Here is a 17,220-nt window from a genome sequence, read left to right as displayed (position 1 = left end):
CTAGTTGGCGTTGCAGCGTTGCCCGGTAACCCGCGCAAAGCGGTCTATCGCGTTCGTATGCGCGTTCTGCTATTTGCGCACCTTAAGTAAGCTCCTTTCACGTGACTGTCCCTACCTCCGACGCTGATCGCCGCCTACGACTGCTTGCCGACGCCACTGCAACGCTCGGTACGTTGTCCGACGTGTTGAACCCGCTCGGTGAGCGTTTTGCTGCGGCCGGTCACGAGCTGTTCCTGGTGGGTGGCAGTGTTCGCGACGCGATCCTCGGCCGCTTCAGTGGCGATCTGGACTTCACGACGGACGCCAGGCCGGAGAAGGTTCAGGCTCTGCTCAAGGGCTGGGTGGACAAGCAGTGGGACACCGGCATCGAGTTCGGGACCATCAGCGCCATCAAGCACGGCCAGGAGATCGAGATCACGACCTTCCGGGCCGACGCTTACGATCGCGTCTCTCGTAATCCGATAGTCGAGTACGGCACGACGTTGGCCGACGATCTGGTGCGCCGCGATTTCACCGTCAACGCGATGGCGATGAAGATCGGCGCGGACGGTTCCTACACATTTGTCGATCCGCTGAACGGCATGGACGCGCTGTTGGCCGGAGAGCTAGATACGCCGTCGGCGCCGGAAAACTCGTTCAACGACGATCCGCTGCGGATGCTGCGCGCAGCCCGGTTCGTCTCGCAGCTTGGTTTCACGTTGAACAATCGCGTTTTCGAGGCCATCAAGGAGATGGCGTCGCAGATCGAGCGGATCACCGCTGAGCGTGTGCAGGTCGAGCTGAACAAACTGATGCTCGGCATGTACCCGGTGGACGGCATCAACATGATGGTCGACTCCGGACTGGCCGCATACGTGCTGCCCGAGGTTCCGCAGATGAAGCTCGAGATCGACGAGCATCACCAGCACAAGGACGTCTACCAGCACTCCCTCACGGTGCTGCAGCAGGCGATCGATCTCGAAGAAGGCGATCCGGACCTCGTATTGCGTTGGGCAGCACTGCTTCACGACATCGGCAAGCCGGATACCAAGCGTAACGAGCCAGGCGGCGGTGTCAGCTTCCACCACCACGAGGTGGTCGGTGCCAAGCTGGTGCGCAAGCGCATGCGGGCACTGAAGTTCTCGAAGCAGATGGTCGACGACGTCTCACAGCTCGTGTTCCTGCACTTGCGTTTTCACGGCTACGGCAAGGGACAGTGGACCGACTCGGCGGTGCGGCGGTACGTCACCGACGCGGGCGAGCTGCTCCCCCGCTTGCACAAGCTCGTGCGGGCCGACTGCACCACACGCAACAAGCGTCGCGCCGCGCAGCTACAGGCCACGTACGACGACATCGAAGAGCGGATCGCGCGCATCGCCGAGCAGGAAGACCTTGCTCGGGTGCGTCCGGACCTCGACGGCAACGCCATCATGGAACTGCTCAACATCCCGGCCGGCCCGCAGGTGGGCAAGGCATGGACGTTCCTCAAGGAACTACGTCTGGATCGCGGCCCGCTCGAGCGTGACGAGGCCGAGGCCGAACTGCTGAAGTGGTGGGCTACCCAGCAGGGCTAGTTTCTCGTTTCTTGCGGTTGATCAGCACCGCTGACAATCCGGCGGCATAGACACCCGCACCGGCAACGGCCAGGCCGACGCTCTTGCCGTCGGGTGCGATCACCGTCGACGCTGCCGCGATCGCACCGATGAACGCGACGTTGAACACGGTGTCCTGCAGTGCGAATACCTGACCACGACGGTCGTCGTCGATGTCGATCTGCATGGCCGCGTCGCCGCTGAGTTTCACGGACTGGCCGGCGATGCCGAGCAGGAAAGCGGCGATCAGCAGCGACCCCTGAGTCAGCGTGGTCACGAAGACGAGCTGGACGAGAACCGCGCACACCAGGGCGTAGGTGATCGTCCGTGAGCGACCGATCCGCGGGATGAGGAACGGTGTGATCAATGCCGCGATCAGCATTCCGATTGCCGTGGCGCCGACGGCGACGCCGAATCCGGCCATCCCTCCAGGCAATTGGGAGCCGTTCGAGGTGTCGCGCAGGACCAGCACCATGATGAGGGTGTTGATGCCGAAGCAGATGCGGTGCGCTCCGATTCCGATCATCGCCGTGGTGACGCCGGGCGCCTCCCAGACAGCGGTTGCCCCGGTGCGCAGTCCGGCCGTCACCGAACGGACGGCACTGGCGCGGACCACTTCGTCGGCGACCGGACCAAGTGAGCGGGCGGTGAACCTGGCCGCGGCGAGGGCCGCGATCACCGATCCCAGTGCTGCGATGGCCACGGCGGCGCCTGACGCTCGATCCCCCGCGCCGATCATGCCGATGATCGCCACCGCTGCCGAAGCACCAAGAGCGGCTACCACCGAACCAGCCGTTGTGAGAACGGAATTGGTTGCCACCAGCCACGATTGTCGGACGACCTTCGGCAGGGCTGCGGATACGCCTGCCCCGACGAAGCGACTGACTCCGATTGCAGCAAGCGCACAGGTCAACAACAGAGTGTCACCGCCGCCGGCGACCAGCAGCACCGCAGTGGTCAGGATGAAGAGCCCGCGGAGCACGCTCGCCCACAGGAGCACCAGGCGGCGGTCCCAACGATCCAGCAGAGCGCCGGCAAAGGGGCCGATCACCGAATAAGGAAGGAGCAGTACGGCAAAGCCGGCCGCTATCGCCACCGGATCGGTTTCGCGTTCCGGGTTGAAGAGGATTGCGCCGCCGAGCGCGGCCTGGAACATTCCGTCACCGAACTGGCTGGAAAAGCGGACGAGCGCCAGCCTTCCGAGGCCGGGTGATTCACGCAGGGTGTGCAGTACGCGCTGCCAGGCCTCGCGGCGGTTCGAGGCTCGGTTCATAAGCGGAAACTGTAGTGGGTGGGTCAGGCGCCGATCTTGACGGTGGCCCGCTCGAGGATCGGCGCGACGTCGACGCCCCTCGGCAGCGTTCCGAACACACTCCCCCAGCTGTTTCCGAGCCGACTCGCGCAGAACGCGTCGGCCACCGCGGGGTGCCCGTAGCGGAGCAACAGCGAGGCCTGCAGCGCGAGCGCCATGTCGCCGACGATCTTTCGTGCCCGGTATTCGATGTCGTCGAAATCGCCGAAAGCCGCCTGGAGATCCCGCACGGCCTGATCGAAGTGGCCGTCCACTCCACTGGCTCGTTTCAGCTCGTCGAAGAACACCTGCAGTGTTTCGGGTTGCTTGGCCATCGCCCGCAGTGTGTCGAGCGCCGCGACGTTGCCGGAACCCTCCCACACCGAAAGCAGCGGAGCCTCGCGATAGAGGCGCGGCATCCGGGATTCCTCCACGTATCCGTTTCCGCCCAGACACTCGAGTGCCTCGGCAGCGTGGATCGGTCCGCGCTTGCAGACGAAGTACTTACTCACGGCCAACGAAATGCGTCGTAGTGCGCTGGCGTGGGCATCGCCTGCGGTTGCGCGGTCGGTCAGAGCGGCCAGCCACATCGCGACGGTGGTCGACGCTTCCGATTCCACCGCCAGATCTGCCAGAACGTTTCGCATCAAGGGTTGGTCGATCAGGTTGGCGCCGAAAGCACTTCGATGCGTCGCGTGGTGAACTGCCTGCTTGGTGCCGACGCGCATGCCGGTGGCCGTGCCGATCGTGCAGTCCAACCGGGTCATGTTGACCATCTCGATGATGGTGCGCACGCCCCGGCCTTCCTCGCCGACCATCCATGCGAGAGCGTCGCGGTACTCGACCTCACTACTCGCGTTGGAATGATTGCCCAACTTGTCCTTCAAGCGTTGCAGGTACATGTTGTTGAGCGAGCCGTCCGGCAGGACCCGAGGCAGGAAGAAGCACGACAGACCACCCGGTGCCTGGGCGAGGACGAGGAACACGTCCGACATCGGCGCGGAGGTGAACCACTTGTGGCCCGTCAGCAGGTAGCTGCCGTCGGATTGTGGCACTGCCCTTGTGGTTCCGGCACGAACATCCGAACCGCCCTGTTTTTCCGTCATCGACATACCGGCGATCAATCCGGGTTTGGTGAGGGGAGCTTTCAGCGCCGAATCGTAGTGCCGCGTGGTCAGGAGGGGTTCGTACTGCGCGGCCAGATCCGCGTTGTGCCGCAGCGCGGGGATCACGGCGTACGTCATGGAGATGGGACAGCCGTGACCGGCGTCGGTTTGACCCCACACGGCCATCTTCGCGGCGCGGACGAGGTGTGCGTGTGGATTCGGGTCAACCCACGGAGCGCCGTGCAGTCCCAATTCCACTGCGGTGCTCATGAGTTGGTGATAGGCGGGGTCGTAGCGGACCTCGTCGATACGGTTGCCGTAGCGGTCGTGGGTTCTCAGGACGGGTGGGTGCTCCTCGGCCAGATCGCCCCACTCCTGGGCCTGCGCGCTTCCGGCGCGGATTCCAACCTGATGAACCTCCTCGAGTGCGTCCGAAGCTCCTTCACGTTGCAGTGCCTCGAGAAGCGGCGCGTATTCGGCTGCGTCGTAATCGATCAGGGGCGGAACCTGATTGGTGACTTCATGCGTGGGTGTCATCGAAGCTCCCTAACGATCGAAGGGTGAAGGCGAGAATGGCGTCGATCGCAGCGGGATCGGTGGTGCCGCCGCGCAGTGGAAGGATCAGGGCCTCGCCGATTGCCCCGACGATGCACGCTGCCGTCAGAGTGGCGTCCTGTGGCGGTATCTCACCGGTGTCGACTGCCGAGCGAATTGCGGTGGCCAAGCAGTCTCGGAACGATTCGCGAAACATGAGACGCTGTTCGTCGACGAGAGGATCTACCGCTTCCACCAGCAGTGCATAGGCGAGAACCGGTGCGCGCATGGCACGTTCGGCGAAGGTCCGAACCGACGCTGATACAGCGGAGCGGTGGTTGCCTTCCAGATGTCGGGCGCTGTCTCCGGCGTCCCGAGCTGCGGATACCTCACGGCTGCAGACTGATTGGAACACTTCGGCGAACAATTCGCCCTTGCCGTCGAAATGTCGATACAGCGTCCCGGTGCCGACGCCGGCGTTCTTGGCCACCGCGGCGATGGAACATCCCGCATAGCCGTGAGTTGCCACTGCCGTCGTGGCGGCCTCGAGCAGTCGGGCGCGTTGGGCGTCCAATCTTTCCTGTACTGCCGGAGTGCGGCGATAGGCCATGTGAAGAAGTGAACACCCGTTCCGTTCTTGCGTCAAGAGCCCCCACCTGCAGGTTCAGGCAGCAGCGGCGCGAGCCTGTTCCTCGCGCCACCACGCGACGGTCGCTTCGGCGGCCTGATCGAGCGGCGTCGGCGAGAGTCCGAGCAGCACTTCGCTGGCACTCGAGTCCATGACAAACGGCTTGGTGAACTGGTAGTTCATCTCAGCGAGTTCGCGGCTGTCGGTGTTGATCTTGCCGACGGCGTCGAGCACCCATGCGGGCAGTACACCCACCTTGGCGGGGGATGCCCCGGCGGCTCGGGCGAAGGCCTCGGCGATCTTGCGTTGCGTGAGCGCGGGGCCGGTGGGCGCGTGGAGGACGGAGTTCCAAAGCTCTGGGTTGTGGGCTGCGGCGATCATCGCTGCTGCGAGATCGGGGATGTAGGTGAAGGAGTGCGGCTGATCTGCGGAACCGATGACACGAATCTTCTTACCTGCCATGACTTTCGGAACCATGCGCTCGCCGGCGTGGGCAGTGCGGACGCGGGGACCGAAGAAGTCCGAGGCCACGACGCTGACGGTGGGTGTTGCAGAGGCCTCGCGAGCACGCAGCAGCGCGGTGCGCACTCCGCGCTTGCCGCCGGTGGCGTTGCGTGGATCGGATTCGGTCATCAGGGTGTCGGAGTTGTAGGCGTAGAGGCTTTCGGGGAAGACCACGACGGCTCCGATGGATGCGGCTGCGTCGAGCACAACCTTCTCGGCCGCCGGGAGTTCCCGCTCCCAATCGGCTGCGTTGTAGGCGGCGTGGATGCAGTGGTAGATGGCCGTGGCGCCCTCGCTGACCGAGCGCAGGGCCTCGGCATCCGAGACGTCGACGCGTCGGCGGTCGATCAGCGGGTGCTCGGGCCCGCTGCCGGACCTGGTCAGGATGCGGACGTTGATTCCCTGCTCGGCGAGCTGTAGTGCGACGGCGGATCCGACGGGTCCTGCTCCGGTGACGATTTCGAGGTTCGACATGGTGTGCTCCTTCTTGTTTCGAGTGAACTGAGAGCACTGCTCTCGTTTTCAAGAATGCACCTGCACCCGAACGCTGTCAAGAGCAGTGCTCTCTTTTGTTGATGCTGCTCTCGGGAATGGGGCAAGATGGACTCATGGTTGGAACTCCCCGTGAGCGGGCGCGCGAACAGACGCTGCAGGACATCACCCGTATCGGACGCGAGCATCTTGCTGCCGTCGGCGCTGCCGCTTTGTCTCTGCGGGCCGTCGCGCGTGACCTGGGAGTCGTGTCCTCAGCGGTATACCGCTATGTCGCCAGTCGGGACGAACTGCTGACCTTGCTGGTGGTCGACGGGTACACGGAACTGGGCGCGGAAGTGGACGCCGCCGTGAATGCCGTTGCAGCAGAGGATTTTCGCGGACAGTTCATTGCTCTCGGGCGCGCCGTTCGCAGCTGGGCGATCCGGGAGCCGGCCCGCTACGGTCTGTTGTTCGGCAGCCCCGTCCCCGGCTACGACGCTCCGGGCGAGCAGACCACCGGCCCCGGCACCCTCGTCGTAACCCGGCTGATCGGGATCATCGACGCCGCCCATCGCGCGGGTTCACTGACGGTGCGAGAGGGTCCGGGCCTGAGTGACACGTTGGCAGCGGACCTCGAGGGAGTGCGGATTGAACTGGGTACCGACCTGCCGCCGGATGCCGCGGTGCGCGCAACTCTCGTCTGGGTATCGCTGTTCGGTTCGGTGAACTTCGAGGTGTTCGGGCAGTACGGAAGCGATACGTTCACCGACGCGAGCGAGATTTTCGAGCGGCATTTGGCACTACTTGCCGATGTGGCGGGTCTGACCTGAACACGCTTGTGTCTCGTTCCTCCGCGCGCAGTTGTCGGTGAGATGATGTCCTTGTGGCGCACGCAGAAGAACCCGAGGATCGAATGGCCTGGATAGAACCGGAGGTTCGTCCGGGCAGTTTGTTGGTGTCGTCGACCGATCTCACGGAACCCGCATTTCGCCGCACCGTCATCTACATGATCGAGCACAACGACGCCGGGAGCCTGGGCGTCGTCGTCAATCGGCCGAGTGAGACGGCCGTGCAGAACGTGTTGCCGCAGTGGTCACCGCTGACCGCGCATCCTTCGGCCCTGTACATCGGTGGACCAGTCAAGCGTGACTCGGCGCTTTGCCTGGGCATCGCTCGCAACGGTGCGCGGATCGACGGCGTCGCCGGCCTGCGGCGGGTGGACGGCAAGGTAGTCATGGTGGATCTGGACTCGGACCCGGAGGTCATTGCTCCTCTGGTCGAAGGGATCCGCATTTTTGCCGGGTACTCGGGTTGGACTCTGGGCCAGCTGGATTCGGAGCTCGAGCGTGAAGACTGGATGGTGATCAGCTCGCTGCCGTCGGATGTGCTGACGCCGCCCCGAGTCGATGTCTGGGCACGGGTGCTACGACGCCAGCCGCTACCCGTGGCGATGCTGGCCAGCCACCCCATCGAGGTGGAACGAAACTGACTTGTCGGAGGTCGATGATATTCCTGTGTCATCGTTTTCGAGAGAGGTGGCAGTAATGCTCGCTGAGCGTCAGATCCAGTGCGCGGATTGTGTTTCGGATGTCGATCACTGCCACGATTCTTTGCTGCGGCATGCCGACGGATCACTCGAATGCACCGGCGCGAACTGCCTCGACTTGGCATCGGTCCGCCATGCGCTGTCCATCGATTGTGCTGAACTGCAGGGCGGTTGCGGCTGCGTCGACGCGACCCGAGGCGAGTTGCTCGCTAGCTGACGCTGACCGGATCCCGATTCGCGAAGCGTTGCGCCATCGCAGCACACACGATCAGTTGGATCTGATGGAAGATCATCAGCGGCAACACGATCAGGCCGACGGGCTGGCCCGCGAACAGTACAGCCGCCATCGGTAGGCCCGTTGCCAAGGACTTCTTCGACCCGCAGAAGATGATGACGATCTGATCGGGAAGATCGAACCCGAGCTTGCGCCCCGCGAGAGTTGTCACGCCGAGAACCAGCGCGAGAATCAGGCAGCACACGATTGTGAGGATCACGATCTGCCAGATCGTGATGGTGCTCCAGATCCTCTCTTTCATGCTTTCGCTGAACGCGGCGAAGACAACGAGGAGGATCGATCCGCGATCGACGTACTTGGTGGGTTCGGCGTACTTCTGCAGCCATCCGATCACCAGCGGGCGGATCAGCTGACCGACGATGAACGGGATCAGCAACTGCACGACGATGTCGAGGATCGACGAGAAGTCGACCGTCGCCTGGCCGGTGGTGTTCATCAGCAGAACCACCAGCAGCGGTGTGACGAAGACGCCGATCAGGTTGGAGAACGACGCACTGACGATCGCGCCCGCGACGTTCCCCTTGGCGATCGAGGTGAACGCGATCGAAGACTGAACCGTCGACGGAACCAGGCACATGTAGAGGATGCCGGTGTAGAGCTCGTCGCTGATCAGCGTCGGCGACAGGAATCGCAGTGCTAGGCCGATCAGTGGGAACAGCACGAACGTCGCGGCGAGGACGACGGTGTGCAGTCGCCAGTGCTTGACGCCCTTCCAGGCTTCCTGCGGCGAGAGTCGCGCGCCGTAGAGCAGGAACAAGAAGCCGATGGCGATCTTGGTGGCCCAGTTCAGAATGCTCTCCGCGGTACCCGATACCGGGAACACACTTCCGAGCACGCCGGCGATGATGATGCCGAGGATGAACCCGTCGATGTAGAACCTACTGAGAAACTTCACCTGGCTAAGGATAACGGCGAGCTTCAGCGGGCTCTCGAGCCCCACGAAGGTTGAAGCCCATCACCGCCAGGCACAGCAGCGTCCCGATGATCGACAGCTCGATGATGGCCGTCTGCATTCCCTGGAGGGTGATGGCGATACCCGCGATGATCGACGGGATCGCCAGTCCCGCGTAGCTGACGGTGAAGAACGCGGCCAGAACTCCGCCGTGGCTCTCGCGGGCGTGGGTCCGGGCGGCGGCGTTGACGCGCTTCATGCCGCCGGCAAACGCCAGACCGTGCCCGGCGCCGACCACGACGGTGATGACGCCAAGCAGTGCCAGGCTCGGGACGAGGTCGACCACGAGGAGGCCGATCATTCCCAGAGCGAGGATTCCCAGACCGACGGTGACGGACGTGCGCGGGTCCATGCGGCTTCCGCCGAGTTGCGCGACCACCGAGCAGATCATCACCAGTGCGGCTGCCCCGCCGCCGAGCAGAAGGTTGTCGATGTTCAGCAGGCTGGTCATCCACGACGGGACCACCGACTGGAAGAGCCCGACCGCGCCCCACGACAGCGCGACGGCGAGCGAGCTGAGCCAGAAAGTCTCGCGAACAGTGGCGGGAACATGTGGCATTTGGAAGAACCGCTTCGGGCGTGTGACGTCCCCGATCCGCGGAAGTAGCAGCAACACGATCAGTGCCGGGATGAACGCGACGAGGAAGATCAGATACGGCAACCGCAGCGGTTGTGGAAGGTACTGGGCGATTGCACCGGACACGAGTGGTCCGAGCGCACCGCCCAACGCGCCCGTCACCGTCGATACGAGCGCTGCTCGTCGGTGATCGAACTTCGGTTCCTGCTCCACCAATGCGGCGCTGCCCGCCGCACTGGCCGCGCCCACCGCGATTCCCTGGGCAATCCGGCCGACGAACAACCACACCGTCGCGTCGGCAAATGCCAGAACGAGCGTGCCGACGACGCTCAGAGCGAGTGCAGTAAGGAGCACGGTGCGTCGGCCGAGGGCGTCGGACAGCGGTCCGAAGAACAGCAATGCCGGAACGAGGCCGGCGACGTAGACGCCGTAGATCAGCGTCTGGATGGTGGGCGTGAATCCGAACTCGGTCCGGTACAGCCCGTAGACGGAGGTGGGCATGTTCGCGCCCAAGAGGATCACGGTGAGGACGTAGCCCACGCCGTAGAAGTGTCGATTGGTGCGGCGTGTGCGTTCTTCGGTGGCGACAGCTGTGGCGGACGTGGGAAGCCCCTCCTGAAGACAGAGTGCGAAAATACATGGGTCGTCCTACGTATCGTAGGTGAGTGGAATGATCGCCGCTAATGCTGTGAGGATGAGCTGATGACCGTTGTTCGCAAAGAGTCCGCGTACGAGCAATCCCTCGACTGGATGCGCGCGCAGATCTCCGACGGCGTCTGGACAGTGGGCAATCGTGTTCCGACCGAGCCGGAGTTGATGAGTGTTCTCGGCGTCGGCCGGAACACCGTGCGCGAAGCGATCAAGACATTGACCTCGACGGGAGTTCTCGAGATCCGTCGCGGATCAGGGACCTTCGTGCGCGCTCGGACCGACATCGGCGGACTGCTCGGCAGACACGCGTCCGTCGACGAGATGAAATACGTCTTCGAAGTGCGTCGTGCGCTCGAGATGGAAGCGGTCCGGTTGGCGTGTGAGCGTCGCAGCGACGACGACGTCCGGATACTTCGTGAACTGGCCGCCAAGCGTGATGTCCCAGCGGAGAACTTCGTCGACGTCGATCTCGCGTTTCACATTGCCGTTGTCGATGCCGCCCACAATCCCGTGCTGAAAGATCTGTTTGCCGGAATCCTCGAAACAGTTCGAGCCACGTACGAGGTGACCGAAGGGGTGCATCCGCCGTCGCTGACGTCTTCGCATCATCAGGGAGTTGCCGAAGCCATCGCCGAACGCGATGTCACCAAAGCCAGGGCTGCGGCGTGTGGGTATCTCGAGAAGACTCAGGAAGCGATCGGTTCAGGCTCGGCGGTTACCGAGTCCGGGCGTCGGCCAATCGATTGAGTGACCCGGCGATGTCTTCGGCTCCGGGTGTCGTGATCGTGAGTCGGTCGCCACAAGCGAACGTGATGACCACCGCTGGCCCGGTGCGGGTGACGACGCCGTAGTTACGACGACCCTTGGTCTTGAGTCCCCAGCCGCCGAAGTCCGCGAACGGTTTGATCTCCGCGACGTCGGCTCCGACAACTTCCTCGATGCCGTAGGTCATCGCAGCCATCCCCATGTTGATCACCCGGATTTCCCGTTCGTCGACGATCACCCGGAAGCGAACCAGGCTGACGACGAGCAGTCCGAGTGCCCCGAAGATGAACAACGGCCAGAGTGACCGCATCGCCAACGCCATGATGACTCCGGGCGCCAGAGTGATCGCAGTGAGGATCACCGACCCCTTGGTGCTGAATCCGACGTCGTCGGAGATGGGGAGAGCGCAGCGGCTTCGCGGCAACCCGGCCGAGGGTTCGATCGTGGCAAGAGTGCGGACGCGGTAGTCACGCAGGAACGAGGCGCCGATCCACCCCAGCACCCCGCCGATGACAAAGCCGACACCGATAGACCACAGCGGGAGTGACGTCGTGGATGGATCGGTGACATCGAGTTGGGTGTAGAGCAAAGCGAAGTTCACTGTCGTGATGAGCCCGACCACGCTCAGCCCGACAACCAACATGAATCGGCGCATCATCAGCATCGCGGGAGCAAGAGCAGCAATCGCACTCAGGCCGCCACCGAAGAGCAGCGTCAGAAGTGCAATGGTCCAGGCGTTGGCCGACGGGGTGGAGAATCCGTCCGGCGAGGTGGTGGTCCAGTGAGTCGCGATCTGTTCCGGGAGGCGGGGCTCCCAAATTTTTGTCAGGACGAAGCCGAAGACCGCACACAACAGCGGAACGACTAGCCCGAATACGACCCCGGCCGGGTCGACCACGCGATGTTTCACGTGAATCAATGAGCCGGCTGGCAAGCATCCTTGAGCGCGCAGGCACCGCAGGAAGCGGTGCCGCAAGCGGCAGCGTTCGCCTTGGCCTCGGAGGTCTCCGCCACCGGCTCGGCGACAGGCTCGGAGTGTCCGCCGCAGTTGCAGTCGTTACCGCATCCGCTCTGCTGCGGGAGTGCGGCGGCAGCGCGGGCGCCGATGCCGCCACCGAAACCGGCAGTGAGGACGGCGACGACGACGGCGATGATCGCGACGGCAATGCCGAAGACTCCGCCGATGGTCAGTGCTGCGACTCCGCCGATGACCAACATTCCAGCGGCCGCGAGCATGGTCGGACCGGCCACCTTGTTGGCGAGGGCGAACGACTCCTCGCTCCGCAGGGAATCCTCGGTGCGGACACCGGCCCAGCGGTTGCGCGGGAGTTTGCCGATCAGTCCGGCGACAGCAACTCCACCGACGGCGACAGCGAGCACGAATAGCACCACAGCGACAACGATCACCCATACAGGATAGGCGCGAGTGGAGTTGATGGTATGCCCGGGTCGTGCAGGCTCTACCCTGGTTATCGGTATTTCCGTCAGCCAAGTAGATAGCGACCACAGTGACCGAGTCTCCGCAGTCCCCCGATTCACCAGCCGACGCAACTCCGCAGCACCGCTACACCGCGGAGCTCGCCGGCCAGATCGAGCAGCACTGGCAGGACCGCTGGAGTGAGGAAGGCACGTTCAACGCGCCCAATCCGGTCGGTCCGCTCTCCTCGCCCGACGGTGTTCCCGCCGACAAGCTCTTCGTGCAGGACATGTTCCCGTACCCCTCGGGTTCGGGTCTGCACGTCGGTCACCCGCTCGGATACATCGCTACGGACGTCTTCGCGCGCTTCCATCGCATGCAGGGCCGCAATGTCCTGCACACCCTCGGTTACGACGCCTTCGGTCTCCCGGCCGAGCAGTACGCCGTGCAGACGGGTACCCACCCACGGACCACCACCGAGTCCAACATCGCCAACATGAAGCGCCAGCTGCGACGCCTGGGTCTGGGCCACGACGAGCGTCGTAGTCTCGCGACGACGGATGTCGACTTCTACCACTGGACGCAGTGGATCTTCCTGCAGATCCACGGCGCCTGGTACGACAAGGCTGCCGGCAAGGCGCGTCGTATCTCCGAGTTGGAAGCCGAGTTCGATTCCGGTGAGCGCGCTCTGGAAGACGGACGCGAGTGGGCTTCGTTGGACGTGGCCGCGAAGGCCAAGGTTCTGGACTCGTACCGCCTTGTCTACCAGTCGGATTCGATGGTCAACTGGTGCCCCGGTTTGGGTACCGTCCTGGCCAACGAGGAAGTCACCGCCGACGGTCGTAGTGACCGCGGAAACTTCCCAGTCTTCCGTAAGCATCTCCAGCAGTGGATGATGCGCATCACCGCGTACTCCGACCGCCTGGTCGACGACCTCGAGTACCTGGATTGGCCGGACAAGGTCAAGGCCATGCAGCGCAACTGGATCGGACGCTCGTACGGTGCCGAAGTTACCTTTGCTGCAGGCGAGTACGGCGTCGATGTGTTCACTACCCGTCCGGACACGCTGTTCGGCGCCACCTACGTGACGCTGGCTCCTGAGCACGACTTGGTGGACAAGCTCGTCGCGGACGAGTGGCCCGAAGGTGTCGACGCGCGCTGGACTGGCGGTGCCACGACTCCGGCGGAAGCTGTTGCTGCATACCGTAAGTCGATTGCCGCCAAGACCGACCTGGAGCGCCAGGAAAACAAGGAGAAGACGGGCGTCTTCCTCGGTTCCTACGCCGTCAATCCGGTCAACGGACACAAGGTTCCGATCTTCATCGCCGACTACGTTCTGACGGGTTACGGCACCGGTGCGATCATGGCAGTTCCGGGACACGATCACCGTGACTGGGAGTTCGCGAACGCGTTCGGTCTGGATATTCTCGAAGTTATTGCCGGTGGCAATGTTTCGGAGGCTGCGTACTCCGGTGACGGCCCGCTGGTGAACTCCGACTACCTCGACGGGCTGGACGTTGCCGAGGCCAAGGCGACCGTCATCAGCCGCCTCGAGGAGAGCGGCCAGGGCAAGGGCACCATCCAGTACAAGCTGCGCGACTGGCTTTTCGCGCGTCAGCGTTACTGGGGTGAGCCTTTCCCGATCGTCTACGACGCGGACGGCAACGCACACGCTCTGCCGGATTCGGCTCTGCCCGTGGTGCTTCCGGAGGTCGAGGACTACGCACCCGTGTCCTTCGATCCGGACGACGCCAACTCCGAGCCCTCTCCCCCGCTGAACAAGGCGACCGACTGGGTCAACGTCGAGCTCGATCTCGGTGACGGTCTGCAGACCTACCACCGCGACACCAACGTCATGCCGCAGTGGGCAGGTAGCTCGTGGTACCAGCTGCGCTACATCGACCCCACCAACCAGGACGCCTTCTGCGACCCGCAGAACGAGGCGTACTGGACGGGCCCGCGTCCGGAACTGCACGGCCCCAACGATCCCGGTGGAGTCGACCTGTACGTCGGCGGCGTCGAGCACGCAGTGCTGCACCTGCTGTACTCGCGCTTCTGGCACAAGGTTCTGTTCGACCTGGGCTACGTGTCCTCGAGCGAGCCGTACCGCCGCCTGTACAACCAGGGCTACATCCAGGCATTCGCGTACACCGATGCCCGCGGCGTCTACGTGCCGGCAGAGGAGGTCGTCGAGCGTGACGGCAAGTTCTTCTACGAAGGCGCCGAGGTCAACCGCGAGTACGGCAAGATGGGCAAGAGCCTGAAGAATGCCGTTGCGCCGGACGAGATCTGCGCCGAGTTCGGTGCAGACACTCTGCGTGTGTACGAGATGTCGATGGGTCCGCTGGACACCTCGCGTCCGTGGGCTACCAAGGACGTCGTCGGTGCTGCGCGATTCCTGCAGCGAGTGTGGCGCGTCGTCATCGACGAGGAGACCGGCAAGCCCCGTGTCACCGACGAAGCTCCTGGTGAAGAGACTTTGCGTGCGCTCAACAAGGCGATTTCCGGTGTCATCGAGGATTACACGGCGCTGCGCGACAACACGGCCGCCGCGAAGCTGATCGAGTACAACAACCACCTCACCAAGGCGTTCCCGGGCGGTGCGCCGCGTGCTGCTGTCGAGCCGCTTGTGCTGATGCTCGCTCCCCTGGCGCCGCACCTCGCGGAAGAGCTGTGGTCGCGTCTGGGTCACACGGAATCCCTTGCGCACGGACCCTTCCCGGCAGTCGAGGAGAAGTGGCTCGTCGAGGATACCGTCGAGTACCCGATCCAGGTCAACGGCAAGGTTCGTAGCCGCATCAGCGTCCCGGCGGATGCCGATCGCAAGGCTGTCGAAGAGATTGCGCTGGCCGACGAGAAGATCGTCGCTCTGCTCGAGGGCAACGCACCCCGCAAGGTGATCGTTGTGCCGGGCAAGATGGTGAACATAGTTCTGTAGGGCCTTCGGCCCCTGTGCGCCGTTTTGGTAGTTACCGCTACCGAAACGGCGCACAGTCGTTTCTGGGGGATGATTCCCGACGTTGACACCGAGGGGGGAACCTCAAAGGCGGGATCGTCAAGTACGGGGTAGTCGGTATTTCGAAGATGGGAATGGCTCCACGTTCAAGTTCGAACCGAAAATCGTTGCCGTTGCTCATAATCCAAGGCCAGGTTGGAGTTTGTGACGCCAATCAGTCGTTGTCCTGAATGTCCCGCTCCACGGAACATTTGGTAGCGCGTGTTCGATGTGAGGGCTGTGATGCACGTAACACGTTGCCGAGAGCGGTAGCTGTCGTTCCATTGCACTTCCCGGCTAGGCCCCCGTCGACGGTATTCGACAGAGGGTCAATCGAATTCGTAGGTGTTCCCGAAAGGATCTTCCAGCCATGGCGTCTCATGTCCACAGCGACGGTTCGTCTCCCAGTTTGCCCGAACCGACATCGATACCGGAGCGGTGGACTCCGCGACTGGTGTTCTCCCTGGCGTCGATTGTTCTACTTCTCGAGATGCTCGCAGTGAGCTACATGATGATCTCCACTGCTCTCCCTGCGATCTCGGTGCACTATCAAACGACGCAGGGAGCTTGGCTGCTCACGTCGTTCTTGCTGCTGGGGGCGGTCGCGTCTCCTCTGCTCGGCAAGCTCGCCGACATGTACGGCAAACGAAAAGTCCTGCTCTTGGCTGTCGCCGGCGCGGCGGTCGGATCCTTCATTTCGGCGATAGCGCCGAGCTACGCGATCCTGATTCTGGGCCGGTCGCTGACGGGTCTGCTGGTTCCCTGCCTGTTCCTGAGTTACTCCCTCATTCGAGATGTTTTTCCGCCGAAAACTGTTGCCTTGGCCGTCAGTATCGCGACTTCCGGTATGGGTTTGATTGCGATCCCGGCGCCGTTCCTCACCGGTTGGTTGATCGACAACCACGGGTTCCGGAGCATCTTCTGGTTCTTTGTCGTCGGGCTGGTTCTCCTCGGCGGCATGATCTTCGCTTCGACGGCGGAATCGACTGTCCGACTTCGCTCTTCGCTGGACCTGATCGGTGCGGTACTGCTCGGGTCGGGCATCGCCGGAATTCTGATCGGCGTCAGCTTCGGACCGACCTGGGGCTGGAAGAACGGTTCGACACTGGCCTACCTGATCGGCGGCGTCGCACTGTTGGTGGCTTGGGTTGCCTCTGCCCGAGCCATCCGCGAGCCCTTGATCGACCTGCGCTACTTCGGCAAGCGTTCGGTGATGCTCACCGCCGTCGGTGCCGGTTTCTGCTACGGCGCATCGGGAGTCTTCACGATTTTGCTGCCGATGATGGTGATGACCCCAGCAGTTCTCGGCCTGGGATACGGATTCGGCGTGACGGCAGAGGGATTCGCGATCTTCCAGGCGCCCCTTGGCGGCATGGTGGTGGTCGGTGGTTTGATCGTGGGCTTCCTCGTGGGGCGCAACATCCGGCCCCGTCTGCTGATGATCATCGGAATGATCCTCATGGCAGTCGGATTCACGTTGACGGCCACCATTCACGACAACAAGCCTCTGCTCATCATCTTTGCCGGAATCTTCGGTGTCGGTATGGGTATGGGCTACGCCTCCATCTCGAACCTGCTCATCGAGGCAGTGCCGCCGCAGTTGCAGGCAACCACGGCGAGCATGGTTGCGGTCTTCCAGAGCATCTTCCCCGCAGTGCTTCCCGTCATCGCCTTCACGGTCTTGAACTCGCACATCGCGATGGCGATGGAGGGCGCTGTCTTCTACACCGACGAGGGCATGCGTATCGCGTTCCTGATCGGTGCTGCTGCAGCAGTTCTCGGCGCGATCGCGGCCGTGTTCCTGCCGCGAAACATCGTCCAGATCGGCGCAGAAGACGGTGTGCAGCAGGAGACGTCCCTCCTCCCGGCTCACTGATCACACGATGATGTGCGGCTACTGGCCAACGTCCGTAG

Annotated in this window: 15 protein-coding genes; 7 read left to right on the top strand and 8 right to left on the bottom strand. The window is 63.3% G+C overall.

Features of this window, described 5'->3' with window-relative positions; translation table 11 throughout:
• Positions 1-101 precede the first annotated feature (101 nt).
• Positions 102-1,553, top strand: coding sequence for a CCA tRNA nucleotidyltransferase (locus tag ACVZUB_RS29830; protein ID WP_003942535.1), 1,452 nt, complete (start codon positions 102-104; stop codon positions 1,551-1,553).
• Here the strand turns inward: ACVZUB_RS29830 and ACVZUB_RS29825 are convergent.
• The 4 genes from ACVZUB_RS29825 to ACVZUB_RS29810 are packed head-to-tail and all read right to left on the bottom strand — an operon-like array spanning position 1,537 to position 6,108.
• Complete coding sequence (locus tag ACVZUB_RS29825; protein WP_007729119.1) at positions 1,537-2,844, bottom strand: MFS transporter; 1,308 nt, start codon at positions 2,842-2,844, stop codon at positions 1,537-1,539. The genes ACVZUB_RS29830 and ACVZUB_RS29825 overlap by 17 nt on opposite strands.
• Positions 2,845-2,867: 23 nt before the next feature.
• Entirely contained in the window at positions 2,868-4,505 is a 1,638-nt protein-coding gene (locus ACVZUB_RS29820) for an acyl-CoA dehydrogenase family protein (RefSeq protein ID WP_482628049.1), read from the bottom strand.
• On the bottom strand, positions 4,489-5,112 hold the full coding sequence (locus ACVZUB_RS29815; RefSeq protein WP_341513905.1) for a TetR/AcrR family transcriptional regulator: 624 nt from the start codon (positions 5,110-5,112) through the stop codon (positions 4,489-4,491). The genes ACVZUB_RS29820 and ACVZUB_RS29815 overlap by 17 nt, the downstream gene beginning before the upstream one ends.
• A gap of 54 nt (positions 5,113-5,166) precedes the next feature.
• Positions 5,167-6,108, bottom strand: a complete 942-nt coding sequence (locus ACVZUB_RS29810; protein WP_221742457.1) for an NAD-dependent epimerase/dehydratase family protein — start codon at positions 6,106-6,108, stop codon at positions 5,167-5,169.
• A 134-nt stretch (positions 6,109-6,242) separates the two neighbouring features.
• Here ACVZUB_RS29810 and ACVZUB_RS29805 point away from each other — a divergent pair, with 134 nt between their 5' ends.
• Genes ACVZUB_RS29805 through ACVZUB_RS29795 form a run of 3 tightly spaced genes read left to right on the top strand, consistent with a single transcriptional unit; the run spans position 6,243 to position 7,871 of the window.
• Positions 6,243-6,938 carry a TetR/AcrR family transcriptional regulator gene (locus tag ACVZUB_RS29805; protein WP_039973071.1) on the top strand — a complete coding sequence of 232 codons (696 nt, stop codon included), beginning with the start codon at positions 6,243-6,245 and terminating at the stop codon, positions 6,936-6,938.
• Positions 6,939-6,991: 53 nt separating this feature from the next.
• Complete coding sequence (locus ACVZUB_RS29800) at positions 6,992-7,597, top strand: YqgE/AlgH family protein (protein WP_003942572.1); 606 nt, start codon at positions 6,992-6,994, stop codon at positions 7,595-7,597.
• Between the two features lie 55 nt (positions 7,598-7,652).
• Positions 7,653-7,871, top strand: a complete 219-nt coding sequence (locus ACVZUB_RS29795; protein WP_007729106.1) for a hypothetical protein — start codon at positions 7,653-7,655, stop codon at positions 7,869-7,871.
• Here ACVZUB_RS29795 and ACVZUB_RS29790 read toward each other — a convergent pair.
• Both ACVZUB_RS29790 and ACVZUB_RS29785 read right to left on the bottom strand, forming a co-directional pair.
• The gene (locus ACVZUB_RS29790; protein ID WP_482628048.1) at positions 7,864-8,844 is read right to left on the bottom strand and encodes a bile acid:sodium symporter family protein; all 981 of its coding nucleotides are present in this window, start codon (positions 8,842-8,844) and stop codon (positions 7,864-7,866) included. The genes ACVZUB_RS29795 and ACVZUB_RS29790 overlap by 8 nt on opposite strands.
• 4 nt (positions 8,845-8,848) lie before the next feature.
• A complete protein-coding gene (locus tag ACVZUB_RS29785) occupies positions 8,849-10,018 on the bottom strand; it encodes an MFS transporter (RefSeq protein WP_042924296.1) in 1,170 nt (389 codons plus the stop codon).
• A 162-nt stretch (positions 10,019-10,180) separates the two neighbouring features.
• Between ACVZUB_RS29785 and ACVZUB_RS29780 the strand changes: the two genes are divergently transcribed.
• Positions 10,181-10,876 (top strand): FadR/GntR family transcriptional regulator, encoded by a 696-nt coding sequence (locus tag ACVZUB_RS29780; protein ID WP_042924298.1) that lies wholly within the window; start codon positions 10,181-10,183, stop codon positions 10,874-10,876.
• Here ACVZUB_RS29780 and ACVZUB_RS29775 read toward each other — a convergent pair.
• Both ACVZUB_RS29775 and ACVZUB_RS29770 read right to left on the bottom strand, forming a co-directional pair.
• Positions 10,845-11,804, bottom strand: coding sequence for a DUF1648 domain-containing protein (locus ACVZUB_RS29775; RefSeq protein ID WP_235808464.1), 960 nt, complete (start codon positions 11,802-11,804; stop codon positions 10,845-10,847). The genes ACVZUB_RS29780 and ACVZUB_RS29775 overlap by 32 nt on opposite strands.
• 5 nt (positions 11,805-11,809) lie before the next feature.
• Positions 11,810-12,301 (bottom strand): SdpI family protein, encoded by a 492-nt coding sequence (locus ACVZUB_RS29770; protein WP_081558901.1) that lies wholly within the window; start codon positions 12,299-12,301, stop codon positions 11,810-11,812.
• 101 nt (positions 12,302-12,402) lie between these two features.
• Between ACVZUB_RS29770 and leuS the strand changes: the two genes are divergently transcribed.
• On the top strand, positions 12,403-15,249 hold the full coding sequence (gene leuS / locus ACVZUB_RS29765; RefSeq protein ID WP_162114253.1) for a leucine--tRNA ligase: 2,847 nt from the start codon (positions 12,403-12,405) through the stop codon (positions 15,247-15,249).
• Positions 15,250-15,676: 427 nt separating this feature from the next.
• On the top strand, positions 15,677-17,182 hold the full coding sequence (locus tag ACVZUB_RS29760; RefSeq protein WP_482628047.1) for an MFS transporter: 1,506 nt from the start codon (positions 15,677-15,679) through the stop codon (positions 17,180-17,182).
• Positions 17,183-17,220: the final 38 nt, after the last annotated feature.

The organism is Rhodococcus sp. OS5 (assembly GCF_056837585.1).
This window is presented reverse-complemented; position numbering and strand designations above follow the sequence as displayed.

Coding starts and splice junctions, on each gene's coding strand:
- ACVZUB_RS29825 (WP_007729119.1), bottom strand. CDS start 2,844: ATGAACCGAGCCTCGAACCGCCGCGAGGCCTGGCAGCGCGTACTGCAC.
- ACVZUB_RS29820 (WP_482628049.1), bottom strand. CDS start 4,505: ATGACACCCACGCATGAAGTCACCAATCAGGTTCCGCCCCTGATCGAT.
- ACVZUB_RS29815 (WP_341513905.1), bottom strand. CDS start 5,112: ATGGCCTATCGCCGCACTCCGGCAGTACAGGAAAGATTGGACGCCCAA.
- ACVZUB_RS29810 (WP_221742457.1), bottom strand. CDS start 6,108: ATGTCGAACCTCGAAATCGTCACCGGAGCAGGACCCGTCGGATCCGCC.
- ACVZUB_RS29805 (WP_039973071.1), top strand. CDS start 6,243: ATGGTTGGAACTCCCCGTGAGCGGGCGCGCGAACAGACGCTGCAGGAC.
- ACVZUB_RS29795 (WP_007729106.1), top strand. CDS start 7,653: ATGCTCGCTGAGCGTCAGATCCAGTGCGCGGATTGTGTTTCGGATGTC.
- ACVZUB_RS29780 (WP_042924298.1), top strand. CDS start 10,181: ATGACCGTTGTTCGCAAAGAGTCCGCGTACGAGCAATCCCTCGACTGG.
- ACVZUB_RS29760 (WP_482628047.1), top strand. CDS start 15,677: ATGGCGTCTCATGTCCACAGCGACGGTTCGTCTCCCAGTTTGCCCGAA.